Below are 18,947 nucleotides of genomic sequence, written 5' to 3'. Positions count from 1 at the left end.
CTAATTAGTATCTAGCTTTTCTGATTTCATATTTCTGTGCCTTAACTCTGCTGGCGAGGCCTCGCGCTCATCTCGTAAATTGTTTATGGCATGATCCTGGTTCGAGCCATTGACGAGACATCTCCTAAATCGAGTTAAAGAGGTCGGAGAGGCTCATCTTCAACCCAAGTGCAAGGATTTCAAGCATTGGAAGAGAGACGGACTTCCGGCCTCGCTCCAGTTCACTGATGTAGCTTCGATCGATTCCGAATCGTCTCGCCATTTCAGTTTGGGTGAGGCAGCGATCCTGGCGTAGTTGACGGAGTCTGCGCCCGAATCGGCTACTTATGTCATTTTCGCCATTGTCTTCTATAGGAGCTTCGTCGCGTACGAGACGTTTTCTGTCTGCCTGCAACCGAAGATCGTGAAGGGCGTATTGATAGCCGCGGAAGGAGTGGGCGCGATTCCACTGCTGAGTACGGCTCCGGGGTACGGAGTTCGATGAAGTATTTACTATAAGAACCATGAGCGACCCTATCCTCGGGTATGAGCCCTTGTACACAAAGAGAGTGATCCTATCTACGGCAGGAGGATGATCACACAAATGAAAGAAGTGTCCGATGAATTAACGGAACTCAATTGTGTAGGACGGGTGCATAGTCTGTTTTAACCTTGGGGGACAACAGACTTGTCTTCTATGCAGTGCCGAACCGATCCAATGGTGGCGTCAGAATAAAATATCAAGAGCAAGCCACGAGACTTACCAATCGTTATGCCCTGTTATATGCACAGGCAACCCCTGTGGTCTAGTGTTGTTGTCTAGAGGCGACATAAATTTTTCAGCAAACTACATGCGGGCAGCCCTGACTAGAGTGAAGTTTAGACCAGTAATAGCCTTAAATATCGAAAGTAACTCCTAATCTATAGCGAGAGAGTAATTTAAGGTATGGTTACTTCGGCTATTGAGCAGCGGCCGTGATATCTATGGCAGATTTCTAATTGCGGTCGATCTATCGTTGTTATTGCGTGAGACTGTTTTACATTTGTTCAATCCGAAGAATAAGACCGATTCGTACCTGTATTGTGTACTTATATTTTCACCGCTCTTCCCAACGAAAATTCCGGCCGTAAGTAGGACCTGTCTCCGCCGTGTTTTCTTTGGAGGCAATTGCAGGACAGAGGACATGAGCATGAACGCGTGGCAAGTTCTCGATGTCGGAAGCATCTGGATGAAGGAATTTGCCTCAGCGTTGGCGGAGATGGAGCCAGTCGTTGCCTGGCTACCGAAGATCGAAAATGCGGGAGCGTTCCTGACGTGGGAGCGAACGCGTAGAAGTGAGAATCCTCCACTTGAGATGCGGGAGTTCCCTCTTCAGCGTGGATACGCGCGATTTCCCATTAGATCCTTCGTGCCTTACGAGACGGGGATGATCAAAAGAATGGTGGCGCAGACGCAGTCGCCGGAGCAGTCTCCACTGATATGCTCGACACCGTTCTACGCACCGGTCGCCGAGCGTTGGCCTGGCCCGATCATCTACTACGTAACCGATTTGACGGCCGCCTACGATGGATTGAATGCCGACCAGGTTCGCGCTCTGGATGTGCGCATGTGCAAAGCGGCTCGAGTGGTGTGTCCCAATTCGCGGCGCATTGCCAAATACTTAATCGAGAAAGCGGAATGCGAGGGCCACAAAATTACGGTCGTTCCAAATGCGACCCGAGAAAGCAATGTCGCTGACCGACCCCGTGAGGAGCCCGGTCCGCTGCCGACAGACGTAATCGATTTAACCCGGCCGATCGTAGGTGTCCTCGGCGATCTCTCCGGAAACATGGATTGGGAGTTGATCGCCGAGGTGGTGCAGCGAACGCAGGAGCTTTCCTGGTTATTCGTGGGGCCGGCAGACAGACAGATTGCCGATGCTCAGCAGCGGGGCGCTCGCGAATGGGTCAAGGCGAATGCGCGCTTCGTGGGGATGAAGCCGTACGGCGAACTGCAGCAGTATGCGCGCTGCGTGGATGCCGCGGTGCTTCCCTATCGCAAGAAGGAACCCACCTATTCAGGGAGTTCGACCAGATTTTATGAGCACTTGGCCGCCGGGCGTCCAATGGTGGCCACGCGAGGCTTCGCGGAACTGCTGGAGAAAGAGCCTCTACTTGCTCTCGCGGACAATGCGGAGGAGATGATTCATGCTCTGCGGAAACTGCGCGCCGCAGGCTTTCGAGATGGGCATGAAGCCGCACGCTGGGAAGCAAGCAAAAAGGGCACCTGGCAGGAGCGGGCGCGAGCGATGCGGCACGCGTTGTTGCTGTCCGATAGCCAATCCGCAAGTGCGAGCGAGTATAGAGGCCCGGAGCCGGTCAGGCTCTCCTAGCGCGGCTGAGGCTTTCCAGTTCACCCACCAGGAAATCGTCGATCGTGGGCCGGCGTGAATTCCATGCAAGCTGCGGATTGACCTATGCCAGCCCTTCCGAGCACCCTCATTCATCGTTTGTTCACATTTCCTGTACAAATATCAGATGGCAAATGCAGTAGTTTCCATCAAGCCGAGGGATCGGGCGCGCGTTCTGATCGCAAATCGGCAATTGAAGATGGCCCAATCGGCGCACGCTTACGTGCGAGGAAATACCCTTCACTTCTACGAATGGCTGAAGAAGCACTCCTCACGATCCATTCCCGAGGGACCGTCGATATGGATTTGCGGGGATTGCCATGTCGGTAATATCGGTCCCTTGGCCGATTCCGAGGGAAAAATCGAGATTCAGATCCGGGACCTCGATCAGACAGTGGTGGGCAATCCTGCGCACGATCTCGTTCGTCTTGCCCTTTCGCTTGCTACTGCCGCACGAGGTTCGGACCTGCCAGGCGTCACGGTCGTCAAGATGATGGAGCAGATGATCGAGGGGTACGAATCCGCGCTTGCCGCTCCTCGAACCGAAGTAAAAGCAAACGGCGACGACCTCACGCCGATCCAGGTTGTTCTAGAGCAATCGCGCCGCCGGCGCTGGCATCATCTTGCGGAGGAGCGAATCGAGGATGTCAAACCCCAAATTCCTCTCGGCAAACGCTTCTGGACGCTCGACAAGAAAGAGCGCGATGGCATCGAAAAGCTCTTCCAGGAAGAAGCTGTCACAGCAAAAATATTGGAATTCAAGGGACGTGAGAAGGGCACAACAATTGCGGTTGTCGACTCAGCCTATTGGATGAAGGGATGCAGCTCCCTGGGACGCCTCCGATATGCCGTCCTGCTTGGGATCGGCAAGAAAAACGATCGAAGCTACTGCCTCATCGATCTGAAAGAGGCAGCGTCCGCAGCGGCTCCCCAACGAAGGATGAGGGTTCACAACAACGCGCAAAGAGTGGTGACTGGAGCTCGTGAACTCTCACCCAACCTTGGAGAGCGTATGCTGGCCGTCAAGCTTGGGGGCAAAGACCTGGTAATGCGAGAGCTCATGCCCCAGGATCTGAAGTTCGATCTCGATCGTCTGACGCAGGAACAAGCAGTGGCCGCGGCGCGCTATCTTGCCGGAGTGGTAGGCAAAGCCCACGGAAGGCAGATGGACTCGAAGACCAGGTCATCCTGGCTTTCTACGTTAAAGAAGCAGCACTCCAAAAGCCTCGACGCACCAAGCTGGCTTTGGTCGAGCGTGGTCGCGCTCATCGCTGATCACGAGACAGCCTACCTCGAACATTGCCGGCTCTACGCCTCCGGTCTCTAGCAACGCGATGGTTTATAGCCAAGCTTGGGGAACATAATTCCTCGCTCCTTATGCGTTGAATGCGTGATTTGCATCCTTAATAAGTACAAGGAGAACGAATCATGGCACTCAAGGATGTTTTACTCGACGAACTTCGCGATATGTATAGCGCGGAAAACCAGCTTGTAAAGGCCCTCCCAAAGCTGGCGAAAGGTGCCATCAATCCCAAGCTGAAGCAGCTGTTTTCTGCGCACCTCGAAGAGACAAAAGGGCAGGTAGAACGGCTCAAAAAGGTTTTTCTTGAGCTTGGAGAGAAGCCCACGGGACAGCACTGCAACGGAATGGAAGGCGTCATCGAGGAAGGCAAAGAGGCTCTGGAGAAGGACGAAGAAGGCGCATCATTCGATTCCGGCTTAATTGGCGCGGCACTGCGCACGGAGCACTATGAGATCGCCGGCTATGAGGCATGCATTTCGATGGCAACAGCTCTGCAATTGCCCAAGGTCGTCCGGCTTTTGAATTCGAATCTGAAAGAGGAGTTGAACGCGGCGAAGAAGGTTACGGCCGCCGGTGTTCCTATCCTGAAGCAGAGCGCTCTTGAACCGGAGGAGCCGAAGAAGCCCAAGACGGGCAAGGAGAAGTATTCGGCAAAGAAGAGCAAAGAGGATGAAGCGAAGGCCGCTCCCGACCTCAACCAATCCAGCGACGCAGCCTAGTCGCATCCTTTTCAGACCCCGCTCCGGCGGGGTTTTCGTTTTGGAGACCACGCCGATGCTCTTCATCTACCGGTCTGGCTTGCCATCTTCTATCCCAAAATAGGAACTGGCGGCAGAGAGCTAATCAAAAGAAATTCGCCCAGCGTCTCACGTCGTGGTCAAATTCGACATCAAAGCATTGGAACTAATTTCGAAGGATGGACCCCACTGATGAATAAATATCTGGTCGCCGCCGCTCTCCTGTTCACCATGTCGGCAGTCGCTCCTGCCCAGGAAGACAGCATGGGCAAGCTTAATCACCGCATCGAATCAGCTCACGAAGTCCTCCATGCGCTGATGGATACGCCCGACAAGGGCATACCTCTGGATATTGCCGCCAAAGCGCAATGCATCGCAGTCGTGCCGAGTTTCAAAAAGGGCGCCTTCGTCGTAGGCGCTGAGTATGGGCAGGGCGTGGCCACCTGCCGGACACCCCGTGGCTGGAGCGCACCAGTTTTCGTTCAGATGGAAGGCGCCAGTTTCGGCTTTCAGATTGGCGGTCAATCCACTGACCTAGTTCTCGTAGGAATATCCCATCACAGCCTCGATGACCTGCTCAAGGACAAAGTCAAACTGGGCGGAGACGCCGCTGTGGCGGCCGGCCCGATTGGCCGAAATTCTCAGGTCTCGACTACCGAACTTGCCAATGCCGAGTTCCTCACCTACTCACGCAGCAAAGGGCTCTTTGCTGGCATCGATCTCAACGGCGACGTTGTTCATCAGAACACTGCGGATACCAATTCCTTTTATGGCAAAGATATCCCCTACAGAGTAATCCTGAGCGGCCGGGTTCCCACACCGCCAAGCGCTGTTCACTTCGTCAGAACCGTCAATGAGCTTTTCAAGCGCGGAAGAGTTCGCGAAACTCACTAAGACAGTACGCGGGAAAGCAGGTCGCAGATCAGTTTTCCCGCCCTGTCCGGCCGTTGGGTAGACGGGGCATTCAAGGATCACCGGCCACAAAGGCATATGTGCATCGAGATCGCCGGAGCAGCTGAGATCATCAGCCAGCGGATCGGTAAGAAGGCCCTACACGTTGTGAGAAACGCGCGGAAATCAAGGGATCTCTGAGAAGTCCCTCAAAATCCCCACATCGATCTTCTTATGAAGATGTAACTTGTTGATCTAACTGGTTGCCCCCCAGTCATTCTGGTTGCCTCGCAGACGGCGATCAACCATTACATCTAAAGGACTTCCCAGCACAGAAACTATGATACCCCGAATTTGTACCCCGGAATAGTGTCGGATTTCACCGTACCCCAACGGACTTATTCGGACTAATCAACAGAGGAGCGTTTGCTGTTTTGCATGCTTCAAGAAGGCGCTGAATCATTGCATCTAAAGAACTTGGTAGACACAGATAAATAGAAAAATGTGATGCCAATCGAGTATCCAGAATAGGGCTGGATTTCACCGCACCCCCACGGCCCTTCTCGGACTAGACAATGAGTTCAGACTGCCAATAACCGCCTACCCTTGTTTAACTCGTCGTCCAAATAGTCAGCCCACCACTGCATCATGACCGTGCGCTGGTTTATATACTTCGCATGATTGTAAGCAGCTGCTGCCTTGTTACGCTTCAGATGGGATAGTTGCACTTCTACATGAGCCTCATCAAAACCACTCTCATGGAGAATGGTGGATGCCAGTCCGCGGAACCCGTGCCCGGTCATGCGCCCCTGATAACCGAGTCTGTACAGAGCAGTCAGGATTGTATTGTTGCTCATGGGCTTGTTCTTGTCATTGGCGCCGGGGAATACAAGCCTGCTATTGCCTGTGAGCAGTTTGAGAGCCCGCAATACCTCCACAGATTGACGAGACAAGGGGACGATATGGGCAGTGCCCATCTTCATGCGATCTTTGGGAATGATCCAGCGTGCATTGTCCAGGTCGAACTCCACCCACGGCGCTGCAATTAGCTCGCTGGTCCGCACAAACGTATATGCCATGAGCTTCATGGCAAAGCGCGTGATTGCGACCCCGTTGCAATCGTCCATCTTCGCCAGCAGTTCCGGCAATTCCCTGGCCTCCACACGAGCAAAGTTCTCTGTCTTGGTTCCGGCCAGAATGTCACGGGGGTTGAAACCCGCAGCAGGATTTCGCATGGCGAGACCATTGGCAGCTGCATACCTAAAAATCTGTCCCGTGGTCTGGTAGATACGTTTGGCTACATCTCTTGCCTCGCGTCTTTCGACTGCAAGCATGAGTTCCCGAATATCAGGAGCCCCCACTGCGTCAATGAGCTTGTGACCATATGCAGGGAAGACGTCCGCTTCCAGACGGCGCAGAACGGTATCCGCATGACGCGGAGACTTGTTGTGGGCCCACCATTCCCACCACCTACGAGCTATCTTCTCAAAGCTGTTTTGTGCTTCACGCTGTTTGGCCTCGGCTTCTGCCTTGCGTTCGGCCATCGGATCGATGCCGGCCACCAGCGTCCTGCGAGCTGCGAAGTGGAGTTCGCGGGCTTGTTCGAGATTCACAAACGGATACTCCCCCAACGCCATAAGCTTTTCTTTGCTATCAAAGCGATAACGCCAACGCCAAAGTTTAGATCCGCCAGGATTAACCAGAAGAAACAGACCAGCACGGTCAAACATCTTGAATCGCTTTTGTCTTGGCTTCGTTTCCCGGATTGCCGTATCCGTCAACACCATTCGTCACATCCAAGGACAAATGGGACTTTACAGGTAATTATTATGATCTGATGCCCTCCTCCAGAATTGTACGTCATTGAAAATACGAGAGATACATGACTTCCTCAGGAACATCCCTGCACATGCCAATTAACCGAGGCAGGCGATAAGACGTAGTCGATCGATCGGTATAGATTTCGAACACGACAAGTCCTTCTTTGGTTGCGGACCAGCCAATGGTCAGCCTTGTTTTTGCCGAGCGCGATCGGAGCTCACCGCTCTCAAGTTGAGGCGCAGGAGATAAGACCTGAAGATTGATTTCGCCTTTTATTCGCTATACAATAAGGTACTTGTTTCGAACAGGGCCATTCGGACAAAGACGCTCGGATTGCAATGATCTAGCGAAGGAGGGCACCATGCCGCGTGGTGAATTGTTGAAAAGCTGACCTCATCCTCAAAAGCAATGGCTAACGATTGGCGGGTGCTAGCGCAGCGACTCTCACCGCACGGGGCAGAACCCCGTTTAGACGATCAGTGGACGAACCTGCTGTTCTCTTCGGTGCTATTAAACCCTTCTAGTCCAGCGCGCAACCACGACAATCACTCTGGCGCACGTATGAAGGTTTAGGCCCTGACACGAGCAGACTCAATAGGGTTTGAATGTAACTTCCAGCCGGTCGGCGAAGATCCCCATCTTAGAAAGGTGCCCGTCCGAGCCGATAGCGCGTTTCATCTCCTGGCGTTGCAGCAGTGGCTTCAGCATTAGCGGCAGCAAAGCCATGTTGATGTGGATGCCGAAACAGGTGTGGAGCCCATATCCAAAGTGCATGTATTCATAGGGCCGCCGACTCGGATCAAACGCTTCAGGCTTTGGCACCTGACGTCCATCATGCATTGCGGAGCGGGTTGCAGCCAACACCCTGGTTCCCTTGCGAACACTGTGTGCCCTTAGAGTCCCCGCAGCGATCTTGTAGTCCTCGGCAGCGGTTCGAAAGAGGCCGGGTGTCAACGGATCAAAGCGCATGGCTTCGAAGACCAGAGCGGCCAAACGTTTGTCGTCATTTGCGCGGGCCGCCTGCTGCGCTTGGGCCAGCCATTCAGGCCTGCGCAGCAACTGCTCTATTGCCTGGGGTGCGACCATCGGTGGCTGAGGAAGGCCACCTACTATGAAGCCAACAAGGTTGGTGCGTATCGAGGCATCGTCCATCCCCGGAGCTCCCGCCTGCTGCAGCAACAGGCATCTCCCGAGAACATCATCGCGCACCGGCTGGCTGCGCGGCTCAACCAGTAGATCATCAATATGCTGACGTAGCAGCGGGGCGAAAACATCGACCTCTTTCCGCAGGGCAGGATCGTTGCCTTGATCAGCGAATTGAAACTCAAAGAGCCGAGTAGCCCAAACGCGAAGGTCTGCATTTTCCGGTCCTGGCGTACCGAAGTAATCGCAAAGAACATTGAAGGCCACCGAACGCACCATATCGACGACGTCGATACATCCGCCTGAGGCCACGACCAGGCGTTCGGCTTCGGACTGCGTAGCTGCGGTGAGCACCTCTTCAATGTCTTGCCGTCGAACAACCATGCGCATATTAGTGGTATCACGCGTGTACTCTTCCGTGTCCGACATCCCGAGAAAAAACGGATGGCCTCCCATGATTACGTCGAGCTTCTCGTTGTAAGGGTTGACGATGACTTCGCTGAGAGACAGAACCTCCTTCACATCGCTGGCACGAGTCACCAAGGCGAAGTCGCCGAAGGCGGGAATGGGCCACACGTTCCGTACAACACGGAAGAGTCCGTCCATGTGATTCATTCCCCACTGAAGAAGCTTCCCTTTGAGGGAGTTGTCTGGCGGGGCCGCTGGACGAAGAACGTCGAAGTTGGTGGCTATAGTCATTTCATCGACCCGAAGTACTGGAGGGCGCTCCGGCTGGGTACGAAGAAGTACCCTCCTCCTTGCGCCGTGATGTACGTTTCAAGCACAGGCTGCTGGCGGACCGGTCGAGATGGAATGCTGAACGGGCACTTCGGTCCGATGAGTGGATCCGTCTGTTCATATGACCCTCCAAACATCCTGTTGAGTAGCCACGTATGTTGAACGAACTCAAATTGCCGGTCGATCTCGCTGTTCAGGCACTGGAAGACCAAACCGCGGTCAACGCCGTCATCAATCATCGGCTTGGCGATGGGCTCGCCATAGATGCGCCCCCGGCGAATGATGCGATGGCGGTTGGTCGCTTGAACCATGAGAGCCTTATCGTCTTTGTCGGGCGAGAGGCCATCTCGCGGGTTGGCGCGGCGCACATGAGAAGTGACAGGACAACCGTAACCGTCAGGATCGGAATCAAAGAAGGCCATCTCGTTCGGCGGGATCTGCCCGGGCGGAACAGGGTTTGCCTCCTCCTGCCTATCAACCTGCAGCATGTAACCCGCCTGGGTTCTGCCAATTGCTTTTTCTGCGAGCCACTCTGCGGTCGCAGCTTCCCCGCTTTCGTCCAGTAAGCCCGCACTGGCGGCCTGCATGTTCTGCCAAAACGCCGCGACGTCCTGTTTCAGTTGCCGCGTCACCAGATAGGTTCCATTCAAACCCAGATCCTTCATCTGTGCCTGCATCCCATCCTGAAGCACGCTGGCTGCGGGACTGGCGCTGGAAACAAACGGCCCTGGTGCGGGCCTCCCATAGGTATTGGTGTGCCCTAGCACAACCTCACCCACGGCAATCTCGTGCAACTTGCGATCCTTGACCGGAATAGCACTGCCGTCAATCAAGATGGGCTGAGAGATTCCATCAGCAAACCCAAAGTGTTCTCGTCGCATGCCGTTCGCATCCAGCTTGACCTGCTGCAAGATATCGATTGGCGCAGACAGACCAAACCTGGCTAAGCTTGCAGATTCAGTCGCGGTAAGGCGATCCAGCGTGCTTCTGTCTTTCGCGAACAACATCAGTTGCGCGTGTATTCCTCGCACATCGGTGGCGCAGTCGGTCCATAGCCACTTCGAGGGATCCTGGCCGTCAACATCGCCAAGAAATTTCGAACGGGTGGCGACCGTCATTCCCTGCTGAAAAGGCATTGAAAACGTAGTCAGCACTTCAGTGTCGATCTTAATAGCCGTGAGACCGGCCGCGGAGAAAGCGATGTTGATGGAGGGATTCACCTCTCCCGTTGCGTAGGTAATGCGAGGAGTGATATCCGTGATCCATCCTTTCGCATCGGTCGTAACAGCAGTATCCTTCGACACAAACTGGACGAGCAGAGTCCGCGCAAAGAGCATGCTGGGATAGGCGCTGACCACCAAACCCTGGATGTCCTTCTGATCAACAGCTGATGGACTCCACTCCCGCTCCGCCGGGGCTGGAGCGGGTACAGCTTTATCGGCAGGGGTTACAGCAGTGTTGCCCATTTGTTGGCCTCCTCGCTCGTCAGCGCGGCTTTGCGTAGACCGTCTACGATCGCGGCATTTCGTATGATCTGGTTGACCGTGAGAGTCCGATAAGCGCTGTACCACATTGGACTCAACGTTTGAGATTGACGCGCCCAGGCTTTGAACTGAGTTCCATGCGCCGCACCGTCCTTCACCAGCCACTTTGTCTCAGGAAATCCCACGCAGTTGCCCCACGCCAACGTGAGTCCCGCCGCAGCTTTGTCGACAAAATCATCTAAATAACTCTGCCAGCTGCCGTCGAAGTTGCTGAAGAAGAGTAACCGTCCTCCATTGCCAATCAGGGTCCAATGAGCAAAGTGGATGGTACGCATCGCTCCGAGATAGCCGTCGTAGTTGGCGAACGGCACATATAGCTTGAGCGCATACAAAGCAGCATGAATAATCATGCTCCGAAGTGTTCCCGGCTTAACCAGCACCATGCTCGCAAGATGATTTTGCACAATCTGGTCTTCGAAACGTGCAAAGTCTGCCAACTGCTCGGGGTCGAGAGCTGGTTTGGCTTGGTTGTAATCAGTATTTTCCAGGCTCCTGAGGGTAGCGACAGACCACCACGCAAAGGCTATCCCGACTACCAATAGGGTCACGGCAGCAATCCCAATAATTTGGGAGAGGCGCGGCATGAAAACCGCAGCAACGAGAAGGGCGGCAAAAACAAGTAGGACTACTCCCGCCTTCGGCACCAAGGTCTTTAGGTTGGCGAAGCGGTACCTCTGCTGCCCTTTCCCTATCGGCGCAGTCTCTGGTTCGCTGAACCATGGAAACTTCCCCGCCGCCCACTGGCGCAGATTCTGGTGCAGGTCCGAAATAGAGCCACTCGCATAGACACCGTTGGCGATGCCTAATTCTTTCTGCGCCTCGTCGAAAAACGCGCTATCTCGCTTGATCCGCGCAACCGGGATTCCCACCGCGCCTATATGTGAAGCAGAGGGGGATACTGAGAATTCCTTGATGAAAGGAATCAGGGAAAGCTTAGAGCCTGTCTTGAAAAGGCTGGCCCACTTAGGGTCGAGAGCGGCCTTGCTGCAGGCAAACATTTGTCGCAGATCGCTTCCAAGAACCTTTAGCACTTCCGCCCAATAAGCTTCGGAGTCGCCGTCGAAGTTGTTCTCGAAGATAAAGAGAGGATCGTAATGCGGATCTTCAAAGATCTGCATCGACATGAAGTGCAAATGGGGGACCTTCTGCAGATCAGGGAAGTCGGGAGACTCTTTCTGCACCACATCAAGAATGAGTTTTTGCAGGAGATCGTGGCTATCGGGATTTACTTCCAGAACGACATCGAGAATTGTGAACATAGGCGCCTGAATTGAACTCTACATGGCTGGAAATACGGCACTGCGATGTGCCGGGAAGGTGTTTGGCCCGTGAATCTGTTCACAACTTTAGCGAGGCCTGCTTTGATCCCATAACGGTGCTTGTTGTCCTCTTATCTATGCTTTGCAAGCATAGCTTAAATAATCAAAGTATTTGTACAAGCTTGTGATGTGGAGGAACCTATCGCTAACGGACAACGCTCGTGTGTCGTCCGAATTCAAACTCCAGGAGTGTATTCACATGTCATTACAATTCAAACCAACCATCGTTTTCTGTCACGGTATCTGGGCTGACGGCTCATGCCGACATATCGTTACAAATCCGATGGGGATCAGCGCATTACCACTCGCCGACGAGTACGGCTCGTGTTTCCGTCGTGTAACTGCGGTTACGCCGAGCATTCCAGAGAATACCGTGGTTCCGAGTGATTGCCGCATTTCCGCTCCGGCACCATGCGCGACTACCAGTGGCCCCACACCTGCGATGAACGCTAGAGATGTCATCAGGATAGGACGCAGGCGCACATGTGCCGCGTGAACAGCCGCTTCCTGAGCATCCACACCGTCATGATCCTGTCGCTGTTTTGCAAACTCGACGATCAGGATCGCGTTCTCATGGGCTGGTTGAGAACGCGTGTTCGATGCTCTACGGATACGCCTGCCGTGAGGCGTTCGAACACGGGTACGAACGCGTCGTCACTTACACGCGGCGCCATGAGATCGGCTCGTCATTACGGGCGGCAGGGTTCGTGCCAGTAGCAACTTCACGAGGCGGCAAATGGAATCGACGAGGGCGGAAGCGAGCTGACAAGCGCTCCACTGGGCCCAAGGTTCGATGGGAGCGTTGGAAGTCAACCCAGCTTCCAATCCAATTTCGTTTTGCCTTTACCCCATGCGAGCCATTGAAGATCGCTGCCTGACCTTCACTTCTCCCCTACAGAGCAATCTCACCCACCTCGCTCATCGACATCCATCTCTCCACGATTGGGGAATCCGCATGGAACCTCTTGTGCCCCTGGCCGGCGCGCCTCAAGCGCCGGACATCAACCTTTTTGTGCTTCAAACTGGCAGATTGCCGAGGATTGGCGACGAGGTATCTCCTTGGCAATATCGTGGCTGGCTCCTATATCAGGTGCAATTCGCCGATTCGCACCCACAGCTGCCCGGCCGCTGGACGCACTATCTTCGCACGCTTGAAGCGGGGCGCCTTCTGGACGAGGCCATTCCTCGCATTGAATTCGAATTGTGGAATCTCGACGCCGGGAGAAAGATGCTCGAGCATTGTCTGCGGTTGATCCATCAAGAGGACTACTCCTGGACCTCGTTCAATCGGCTGGTGGATTGGCTTGCCTGGGGCCTTGCGGTTTCGCGCGAGATGCCACCCCTCAAGGAAGAAACATACGAGGCTCTGTACCGGACCTTCAACTTGGAGCCGCTTCTGTTGAACCCGCATGACTACCTCGGGTGGATGCTTGCCGAGCGCCATACCAATGGCTGGAACCCAAACGCATTCTTCCCGACGCCACATCCGGTCGTCGAGTGCATGACTCAAATGATGCTGGCAGGACGCGAGGCCTCCAGCGGTCGCGATTCCCGCCTCGAAACGGTACTTGATCCCTGCGTTGGAACCGGCCGGATGCTCCTCCACGCGAGTAATTTCTCCTACTGTCTCTATGGCTGTGACATCGATCCTCTCGTCGCAATGATCACCCGCATCAATGGCGCTCTCTACGCTCCCTGGCTCGCATTTCCTCTTCCCGGGGACGTTCTGGGCGTCGAAGTTCCTCTGCCACCGCCGGCGCCGCTCTCCGTGCCCGAGGAATATAAGCCCGAGAACGGGGAGACAATGTTTCGTTGCGATGACCGGGGTCAGGGACTCCTCTTCTAAGACCGTTCGTTCCGCGTTGCTCATCGAGCGAAGAAGCCCACACGGCTCTCCAGTCTGCTCCATCTTGCATCGCCACAAAGATTCCGACGCGTTGCTCCCACAAACTACCTGCGCACGGAGGCGCGATCCAATGACTCCTCAGGAGAAGTACCCGGCACTTATGGCCTATATCACAGCCCGCAGTAGCGAAGATGAAAAGACAGCATGGAAGATGCTCCGCGCAGATGAAGCGGCTGCGGTTCAAGGCGAGTATGCACGGGTCGCTCTGGAACTCGAGAAAGCTCAGGCGAATTATGCCGCTGCTCAGATCGCTAACGGTGGAAGTGGTTTCCCTTACAACAGTGAGATGGGCATCTTCCTCGGATTACCTCTTCGAAGCAACCATGAACCGCCGCGTGGCTACTACTTTGCCAGCCAGGTGATGCGCCATTTCCTGTTTGGGGCCGCAAAGCGCGAAGTAGAGTCTCTTCTAGCGGGCGGAGCCCACCTGAAGATCGTCGCTGCCCGCGACAAGACGACAAGAAGGCCCATCCGGTTTACGAGCTACAAGTCCAACCAGATTCAGATCGAGGGCAATTCGATCGTTTGCCGCAATGACAAGAAGAGTGTCCGGCTCTCCTCGAACTGGTCGATAGAAACGGCTCTGCAGAAGGTTGCCGAGGCGCTGCGAACTGGCAAGTACTACGGCCATGATCCTGCGCTGGACGACCAGCGGGGCATTTAACCGCACGTTATCAGCACAATAAACGACGTATAATAGTCATATATCGGCAGGGCTGCGGACCATCAGGAGACCCCATGAGCAAGACGAAGCGGCGCGGCTTTGCGCCTCTCTTTACGATAACGCCTGCTGTCGCGAAGAGCCTTATGCAGATCGAGGCCGTGAAGCAGTCGATCCAGACGCTGCCCATAACACCCAGAGTGCTGGCGCATCTGCGCGAAACGGCTCGCCTGTTTTCGACACACTATTCCACCATGATCGAGGGAAACCGGCTGACACAGGAAGAGGTCGGCCGTGTCATCGTCGACGACAGCCACTTTCCGGGCCGGGAGCGCGACGAAGCCGAAGTTCGGGGGTACTATGCCGCCCTCGATGAAGCGGAGCGGCTGGCCGCACAATCTGAGCCAGTCTCGGAGCGCATCGTCCAGAAGCTCCATGCCCTGGTAATGGGCGGCGGCAAGACGAGGGTGAAACCAACACCCTACCGCGACGGGCAGAATGTCATTCGAGACAGCCGGACGAAATCCATCGTATATATGCCGCCCGAGGCCAAGGATGTTTCCAAACTCATGGGAGAGCTTATCCACTGGATCGACCAGAAGGACGAGCTACCCGTGCCGCTCAAAGCCGCGATTGCCCACTATCAGTTCGCCACCATCCACCCTTACTATGACGGCAACGGACGAACCGCGCGATTGCTCACGACGCTGATCCTGCACCTTGGGAGCTATGACTTAAAAGGTCTTTACTCCCTTGAGGAATACTATGCGCGCAACCTCAAGGGGTACTATGACGCGCTGGCCGTCGGCACATCGCATAACTACTACATGGGGCGGGCAGATGCCGAGATTACCCAATGGGTCTCCTACTTTATCGACGGCATGGCGGCTTCCTTCGACAGGGTCCATCAACAAACCAGGACCGAAGCGGAATCGGGGGCTAAGGACCAGTCGAAGGTGCTTCGGCGGCTCGACCCGAAACAGCGTAAAGCCCTTGTCCTATTCCGGAACTCGATGGAGTTGACGGCCAGGGATATAGCAGCCCTGTTTGGATACCAGGCCCGTGCTGCAGCCCGGCTCTGCCAGGAGTGGGTCGAAGACGGCTTTATCGAGATGACCAACACCGCGAAAAAATCACGCAAATACAAGCTGACCCCTGAGTACGAGGCCGTGATCGACGAGATTCGTCAATAGGCGCCGAGCACACTCGGCATTCCAGATAACGTTCAGGGTCCACTGTGTGCCCTGCCCCGCCTTTCTTGGTCCAGCGGGCAAATCAAGTGTTGCGGGTCTGACGGGCCCGGAAAAACAGTGCCAACTATTGGGTTAGTCTTTGGCCTGTTTTTGTTTCAGTCAGATCGCGCTTAAGCGCGATCTGACTGGCGAACTCGGCCGGCGTGCGGTCGGCCAGAGCCCTGTGAGGACGACTCACATTGTATTCCTCTCGCCAAGCCTCGATTACTTGCTTAGCTTCGGCCAGGGATTGGAACCAGTTCGTATCCAGGCATTCTGCCCGGAAGGTTCCATTGAACGATTCGCAGAAGGCGTTGTCGGTCGGCTTGCCGGGCCGGGAGAAGTCGATCTTCACGCCATTGCGATAAGCCCATAGATCCATTATCTGCCCTGTGAACTCGCTCCCATTGTCACAGAACAACAGTTGCGGAAGCCCCCGCTGTTCTTTTACTCGATTGAGTACGCGCACCACGTCTTCTCCCCGCAGGCTCTGCCCGCATTCGATCGCCAGGCTTTCCCGCGTGTAAATGTCCACTACCGCCAGCGAACGGAAACGCCTTCCATCGCTGAGTTGATCGGCGACGAAATCCATCGCCCATACCTGATTCGGCCCCGTCGGACGGAACCGCTCCTGCCGATGCACCACAGCGCGCCTCCGCCCTGTGGGCCGTTTGCGCAACCCAAGACCCTCTTCCTTGTACAGCCGGTACACCAGATCCTTGCCAACCTGCCAGCCCTCGCGGTTCAACAGCACGCGGATCTTCCGGTATCCATAGCGTACTCGAGTCTGCGCTATCTCCCGCATCCGCAAGCGAAGCTCCACCCACTGCTCCTGGCGGCCTTCGTACCGGTACGTTGTTCGCCCGATCTCAAGAACCTTGCAGACGTGCCGTTCGCTCACCCGATAGCATGCTTTCAAATGCTCGACCAGTGGGCGGCGCCGCGAGGGCTTTACAACTTTTTTCGCAGAACATCCTGCAACATCGTCTTGTCCAGCGTCAGCTCAGCTACTAACTGCTTCAACTTCGTGTTCTCTTCCTTGAGCTGCTTGATCTGACGGACCTGATCCACTTCCAGACCTGCGTACTTCGACTTCCAGCGATAAAAGGTCTGCTCGGTGATTCCGGTCTTACGGATTAACTCTGCTACCGGTACCCCAACCTCGGCCTGCTTCAACACCCCAACAATCTGCTCCACAGAAAACTTCTTCTTCGGCATCTTCCCTCCAAGCCATCTACATGGCCTCGCTATGCCGAAAGACTAACCTTTCCTTTGGTACCGTTTTCGCCAGGCCCATCAGGTCCACCCAAGTACCCGCGCTGCTCCCAGTGCCTGACGAATAGAATCCCTCGACCCGCGAGACATCCTTCCGTTGCAATCACCATCGGCAATGGATCCTCTTCCGAAAGCACAGGCGCCGCGGTTGCGTTGTCTGTCGCTTCGTCGCGCCTTCCAACACTCACCACTCTCATTCGAGGTTTATCCATGTCCACCATTCGCGCTCAAATCAGTCCAACCATCCTATCGAAGGCCGACCGTCTCTTCCGCAACGACGATGCGGGCGTCTTCGTCGAACTTCTCCAGAACGCCCGAAGAGCGGGCGCTAATCGTGTTGACATTCGCATCGAGCAACTGCCTGGCGATGCATGCGTGTCGAGAGTCACCTTCCACGACAACGGCGGCGGAATCGATGATTTCCAGAAGCTTCTGACTCTAGGTGACTCCGATTGGACCACCGACGTCCGCGATGCCGAAGATCCTGCTGGCATGGGCTTCTTTTCCTTGTGCCATTCAGCGGTGGAAGTCTGGAGCGGCCATCAACGAGTCGTTCTCTCGCGAGACGTATTTCTCGGCAGCTTGGAAGCACAGGTGGTGTCGACCAAGAAAAAAGTGCCCGGTACCCGCATTGTCTTCACTCGTGACGCGAGCGTGAATCTGCTCGTAAGCGCAGCGAGGAGGGTCAGCGAGTTCGGCCCGATTGAAGTCTTCATCAACAGCGACCAGGTCGACCGCCATGATTTCCTTGAGGGTGCGCAGCACCGCGAGATCATCGACGGTATAGATGTCGGCTTCGGCACTTCCTTCCGCTGGCAATTTGGGTTCAACGATGAGAACTGGAACTTTCACGGTGCGCTGATTCGCGAGGCGTTTGATTCCATCCCAGGCTTACTGCGGCTTGATCAGTTCGGCCGCTGGCAGACAGAGTCGTTGCGGGCCCGCTTCAACGTCCTCGAAGTCGGGCGTGTGAAACTCCAACTCCCGGATCGTCGGGCAATCGTACAGGACGAACGGCTTCGGGAATTCGAGCGGAAGGTGCGAGCTGCCGCATACCGGTTCTTCGGAACCCAGGATCACCACGCTCTGGCGTTCGCTCATTGGACAGAAGCCCAATCTCTCGGTGTCGCACTGCGCGAAGCCGCTCCATTGTTGAAGACCTGGCATGCGGCACCCCTGGACGATGGAATCGATCCGTTCTTCGGATCTATCGAGGAGCACTTCCTGCCGTCTCTCGACGAAGTCCTTCTCGTATCCCGATGCCTTCCGAACCAGCACACACTCGAAGCGGCCCTTCAAGAGGACTCGCTTCTGGACCGCGAGCTGTATCAGGCGGCCGACCACTATGCCGGCTACTCCTGGTACGACGCGCTTCCGCTACTGAAGGACACCAGAGTCACGGTTGAAGGATTGCCATACGCCGAGTGGGAGAAGAAATCCTTACCCCGCCCCGAGAAGATCGTCGTCACGGCCATCATCAAACAGTCCGATACGGCCGACGCAGTGGTTGATCTTCCCGCAGCGATCCATGTTGTCGATGGTGATGACGTGGATTGGGGAGATGAAGCGCCGGTCTTCGTTGCCGTCCGGAACAGCCCGTGGGACAACGATGCGCTCGCCGGTCCCTTTGATATCGCCCAGTTTCTCTTCGATGCGACGTTTCGTTCCTCGGAAGATGTCGAAGCCGATAGCTGGGACACTCAGAGGGACTACTACGACGCGCATGTGCAACGCGAGGTCGACGATTACTTCCGGGGACCGCGCGCCGCACTGATGGGAATCCTCGAGAACAGCCTCTCCTGGGACGCCCGGAGGTACGCGAAACAGGTAGGTGTCCAGGAAATCCGCTTCAAGACGAATGGTGCAGCCGCGGATGGATGGAAGATTGAACTCGTCTTCCCGGACGACCAAGAGCAGCCTCTCGAAGCCATGTAACCCGCTCCTCTGAGCGCATGGCGAGGGGAATCGCACGGAGAAGTTGCGATCAGATCACCTTCTCCGGCGATCC

15 protein-coding genes and 1 pseudogene are annotated in these 18,947 nt (G+C 55.3%); 9 read left to right on the top strand and 7 right to left on the bottom strand.

The features are described from left to right. Positions 1–124 precede the first annotated feature (124 nt). Positions 125–505, bottom strand: coding sequence for a helix-turn-helix domain-containing protein (locus tag XX99_RS28570; RefSeq protein WP_082125336.1), 381 nt, complete (start codon positions 503–505; stop codon positions 125–127). A gap of 658 nt (positions 506–1,163) precedes the next feature. Between XX99_RS28570 and XX99_RS07270 the strand changes: the two genes are divergently transcribed. From XX99_RS07270 to XX99_RS07255, 4 genes are all read left to right on the top strand, one after another. Next, positions 1,164–2,351 (top strand): glycosyltransferase, encoded by a 1,188-nt coding sequence (locus XX99_RS07270; RefSeq protein ID WP_050058719.1) that lies wholly within the window; start codon positions 1,164–1,166, stop codon positions 2,349–2,351. Between the two features lie 145 nt (positions 2,352–2,496). Beyond that, a complete protein-coding gene (locus XX99_RS07265; protein ID WP_050058718.1) occupies positions 2,497–3,696 on the top strand; it encodes a DUF2252 family protein in 1,200 nt (399 codons plus the stop codon). Positions 3,697–3,797: 101 nt separating this feature from the next. Then, a complete protein-coding gene (locus XX99_RS07260) occupies positions 3,798–4,391 on the top strand; it encodes a YciE/YciF ferroxidase family protein (protein ID WP_050058717.1) in 594 nt (197 codons plus the stop codon). A 210-nt stretch (positions 4,392–4,601) separates the two neighbouring features. Further along, entirely contained in the window at positions 4,602–5,303 is a 702-nt protein-coding gene (locus XX99_RS07255) for a lipid-binding SYLF domain-containing protein (RefSeq protein WP_050058716.1), read from the top strand. A 578-nt stretch (positions 5,304–5,881) separates the two neighbouring features. Here XX99_RS07255 and XX99_RS07250 read toward each other — a convergent pair. The 5 genes and pseudogenes from XX99_RS07250 to XX99_RS27985 all read right to left on the bottom strand — a co-directional run. Continuing rightward, positions 5,882–7,087, bottom strand: coding sequence for a tyrosine-type recombinase/integrase (locus tag XX99_RS07250; RefSeq protein ID WP_050058715.1), 1,206 nt, complete (start codon positions 7,085–7,087; stop codon positions 5,882–5,884). 625 nt (positions 7,088–7,712) lie between these two features. Then, positions 7,713–8,963 carry a cytochrome P450 gene (locus XX99_RS07245; RefSeq protein ID WP_050058714.1) on the bottom strand — a complete coding sequence of 417 codons (1,251 nt, stop codon included), beginning with the start codon at positions 8,961–8,963 and terminating at the stop codon, positions 7,713–7,715. After that, positions 8,960–10,468 carry a Dyp-type peroxidase gene (locus XX99_RS07240; protein WP_050058713.1) on the bottom strand — a complete coding sequence of 503 codons (1,509 nt, stop codon included), beginning with the start codon at positions 10,466–10,468 and terminating at the stop codon, positions 8,960–8,962. Before XX99_RS07240 ends, XX99_RS07245 begins: the two co-directional genes overlap by 4 nt. After that, positions 10,450–11,805 carry a hypothetical protein gene (locus XX99_RS07235; RefSeq protein ID WP_050058712.1) on the bottom strand — a complete coding sequence of 452 codons (1,356 nt, stop codon included), beginning with the start codon at positions 11,803–11,805 and terminating at the stop codon, positions 10,450–10,452. The genes XX99_RS07240 and XX99_RS07235 overlap by 19 nt, the downstream gene beginning before the upstream one ends. Positions 11,806–12,210: 405 nt before the next feature. Next, positions 12,211–12,444: pseudogene (locus tag XX99_RS27985) on the bottom strand (efflux RND transporter permease subunit); the annotation flags it as partial. Between the two features lie 20 nt (positions 12,445–12,464). Between XX99_RS27985 and XX99_RS28565 the strand changes: the two are divergent. The 4 genes from XX99_RS28565 (at position 12,465) to XX99_RS07220 (ending at position 15,625) form a co-directional block, all read left to right on the top strand. Further along, entirely contained in the window at positions 12,465–12,743 is a 279-nt protein-coding gene (locus tag XX99_RS28565; protein WP_375782545.1) for an XF1762 family protein, read from the top strand. Between the two features lie 77 nt (positions 12,744–12,820). Further along, entirely contained in the window at positions 12,821–13,711 is an 891-nt protein-coding gene (locus tag XX99_RS07230) for a DNA methyltransferase family protein (protein ID WP_050058711.1), read from the top strand. A gap of 160 nt (positions 13,712–13,871) precedes the next feature. After that, positions 13,872–14,435 (top strand): hypothetical protein, encoded by a 564-nt coding sequence (locus XX99_RS07225; RefSeq protein ID WP_050058710.1) that lies wholly within the window; start codon positions 13,872–13,874, stop codon positions 14,433–14,435. A gap of 74 nt (positions 14,436–14,509) precedes the next feature. Continuing rightward, positions 14,510–15,625, top strand: coding sequence for a Fic family protein (locus XX99_RS07220; RefSeq protein WP_050058709.1), 1,116 nt, complete (start codon positions 14,510–14,512; stop codon positions 15,623–15,625). A 124-nt stretch (positions 15,626–15,749) separates the two neighbouring features. Here XX99_RS07220 and XX99_RS07215 read toward each other — a convergent pair. Next, positions 15,750–16,882, bottom strand: a protein-coding gene (locus XX99_RS07215; protein ID WP_156185844.1) for an IS3 family transposase whose coding sequence is annotated in 2 segments (ribosomal slippage) — positions 15,750–16,630 and positions 16,630–16,882 — 1,134 coding nt in all. Because the reading frame shifts where the segments join, the coding sequence is not laid out codon by codon here. A gap of 267 nt (positions 16,883–17,149) precedes the next feature. Here XX99_RS07215 and XX99_RS07205 point away from each other — a divergent pair. Beyond that, positions 17,150–18,874 carry an ATP-binding protein gene (locus tag XX99_RS07205; RefSeq protein WP_050058706.1) on the top strand — a complete coding sequence of 575 codons (1,725 nt, stop codon included), beginning with the start codon at positions 17,150–17,152 and terminating at the stop codon, positions 18,872–18,874. The last annotated feature ends 73 nt before the right edge of the window (positions 18,875–18,947 follow it).

This window comes from Silvibacterium bohemicum, assembly GCF_001006305.1.
GTDB lineage: Bacteria > Acidobacteriota > Terriglobia > Terriglobales > Acidobacteriaceae > Silvibacterium > Silvibacterium bohemicum.
The sequence above is the reverse complement of the archived record's forward strand: the minus strand, read 5'-3'. Positions and strand labels throughout refer to the sequence as shown.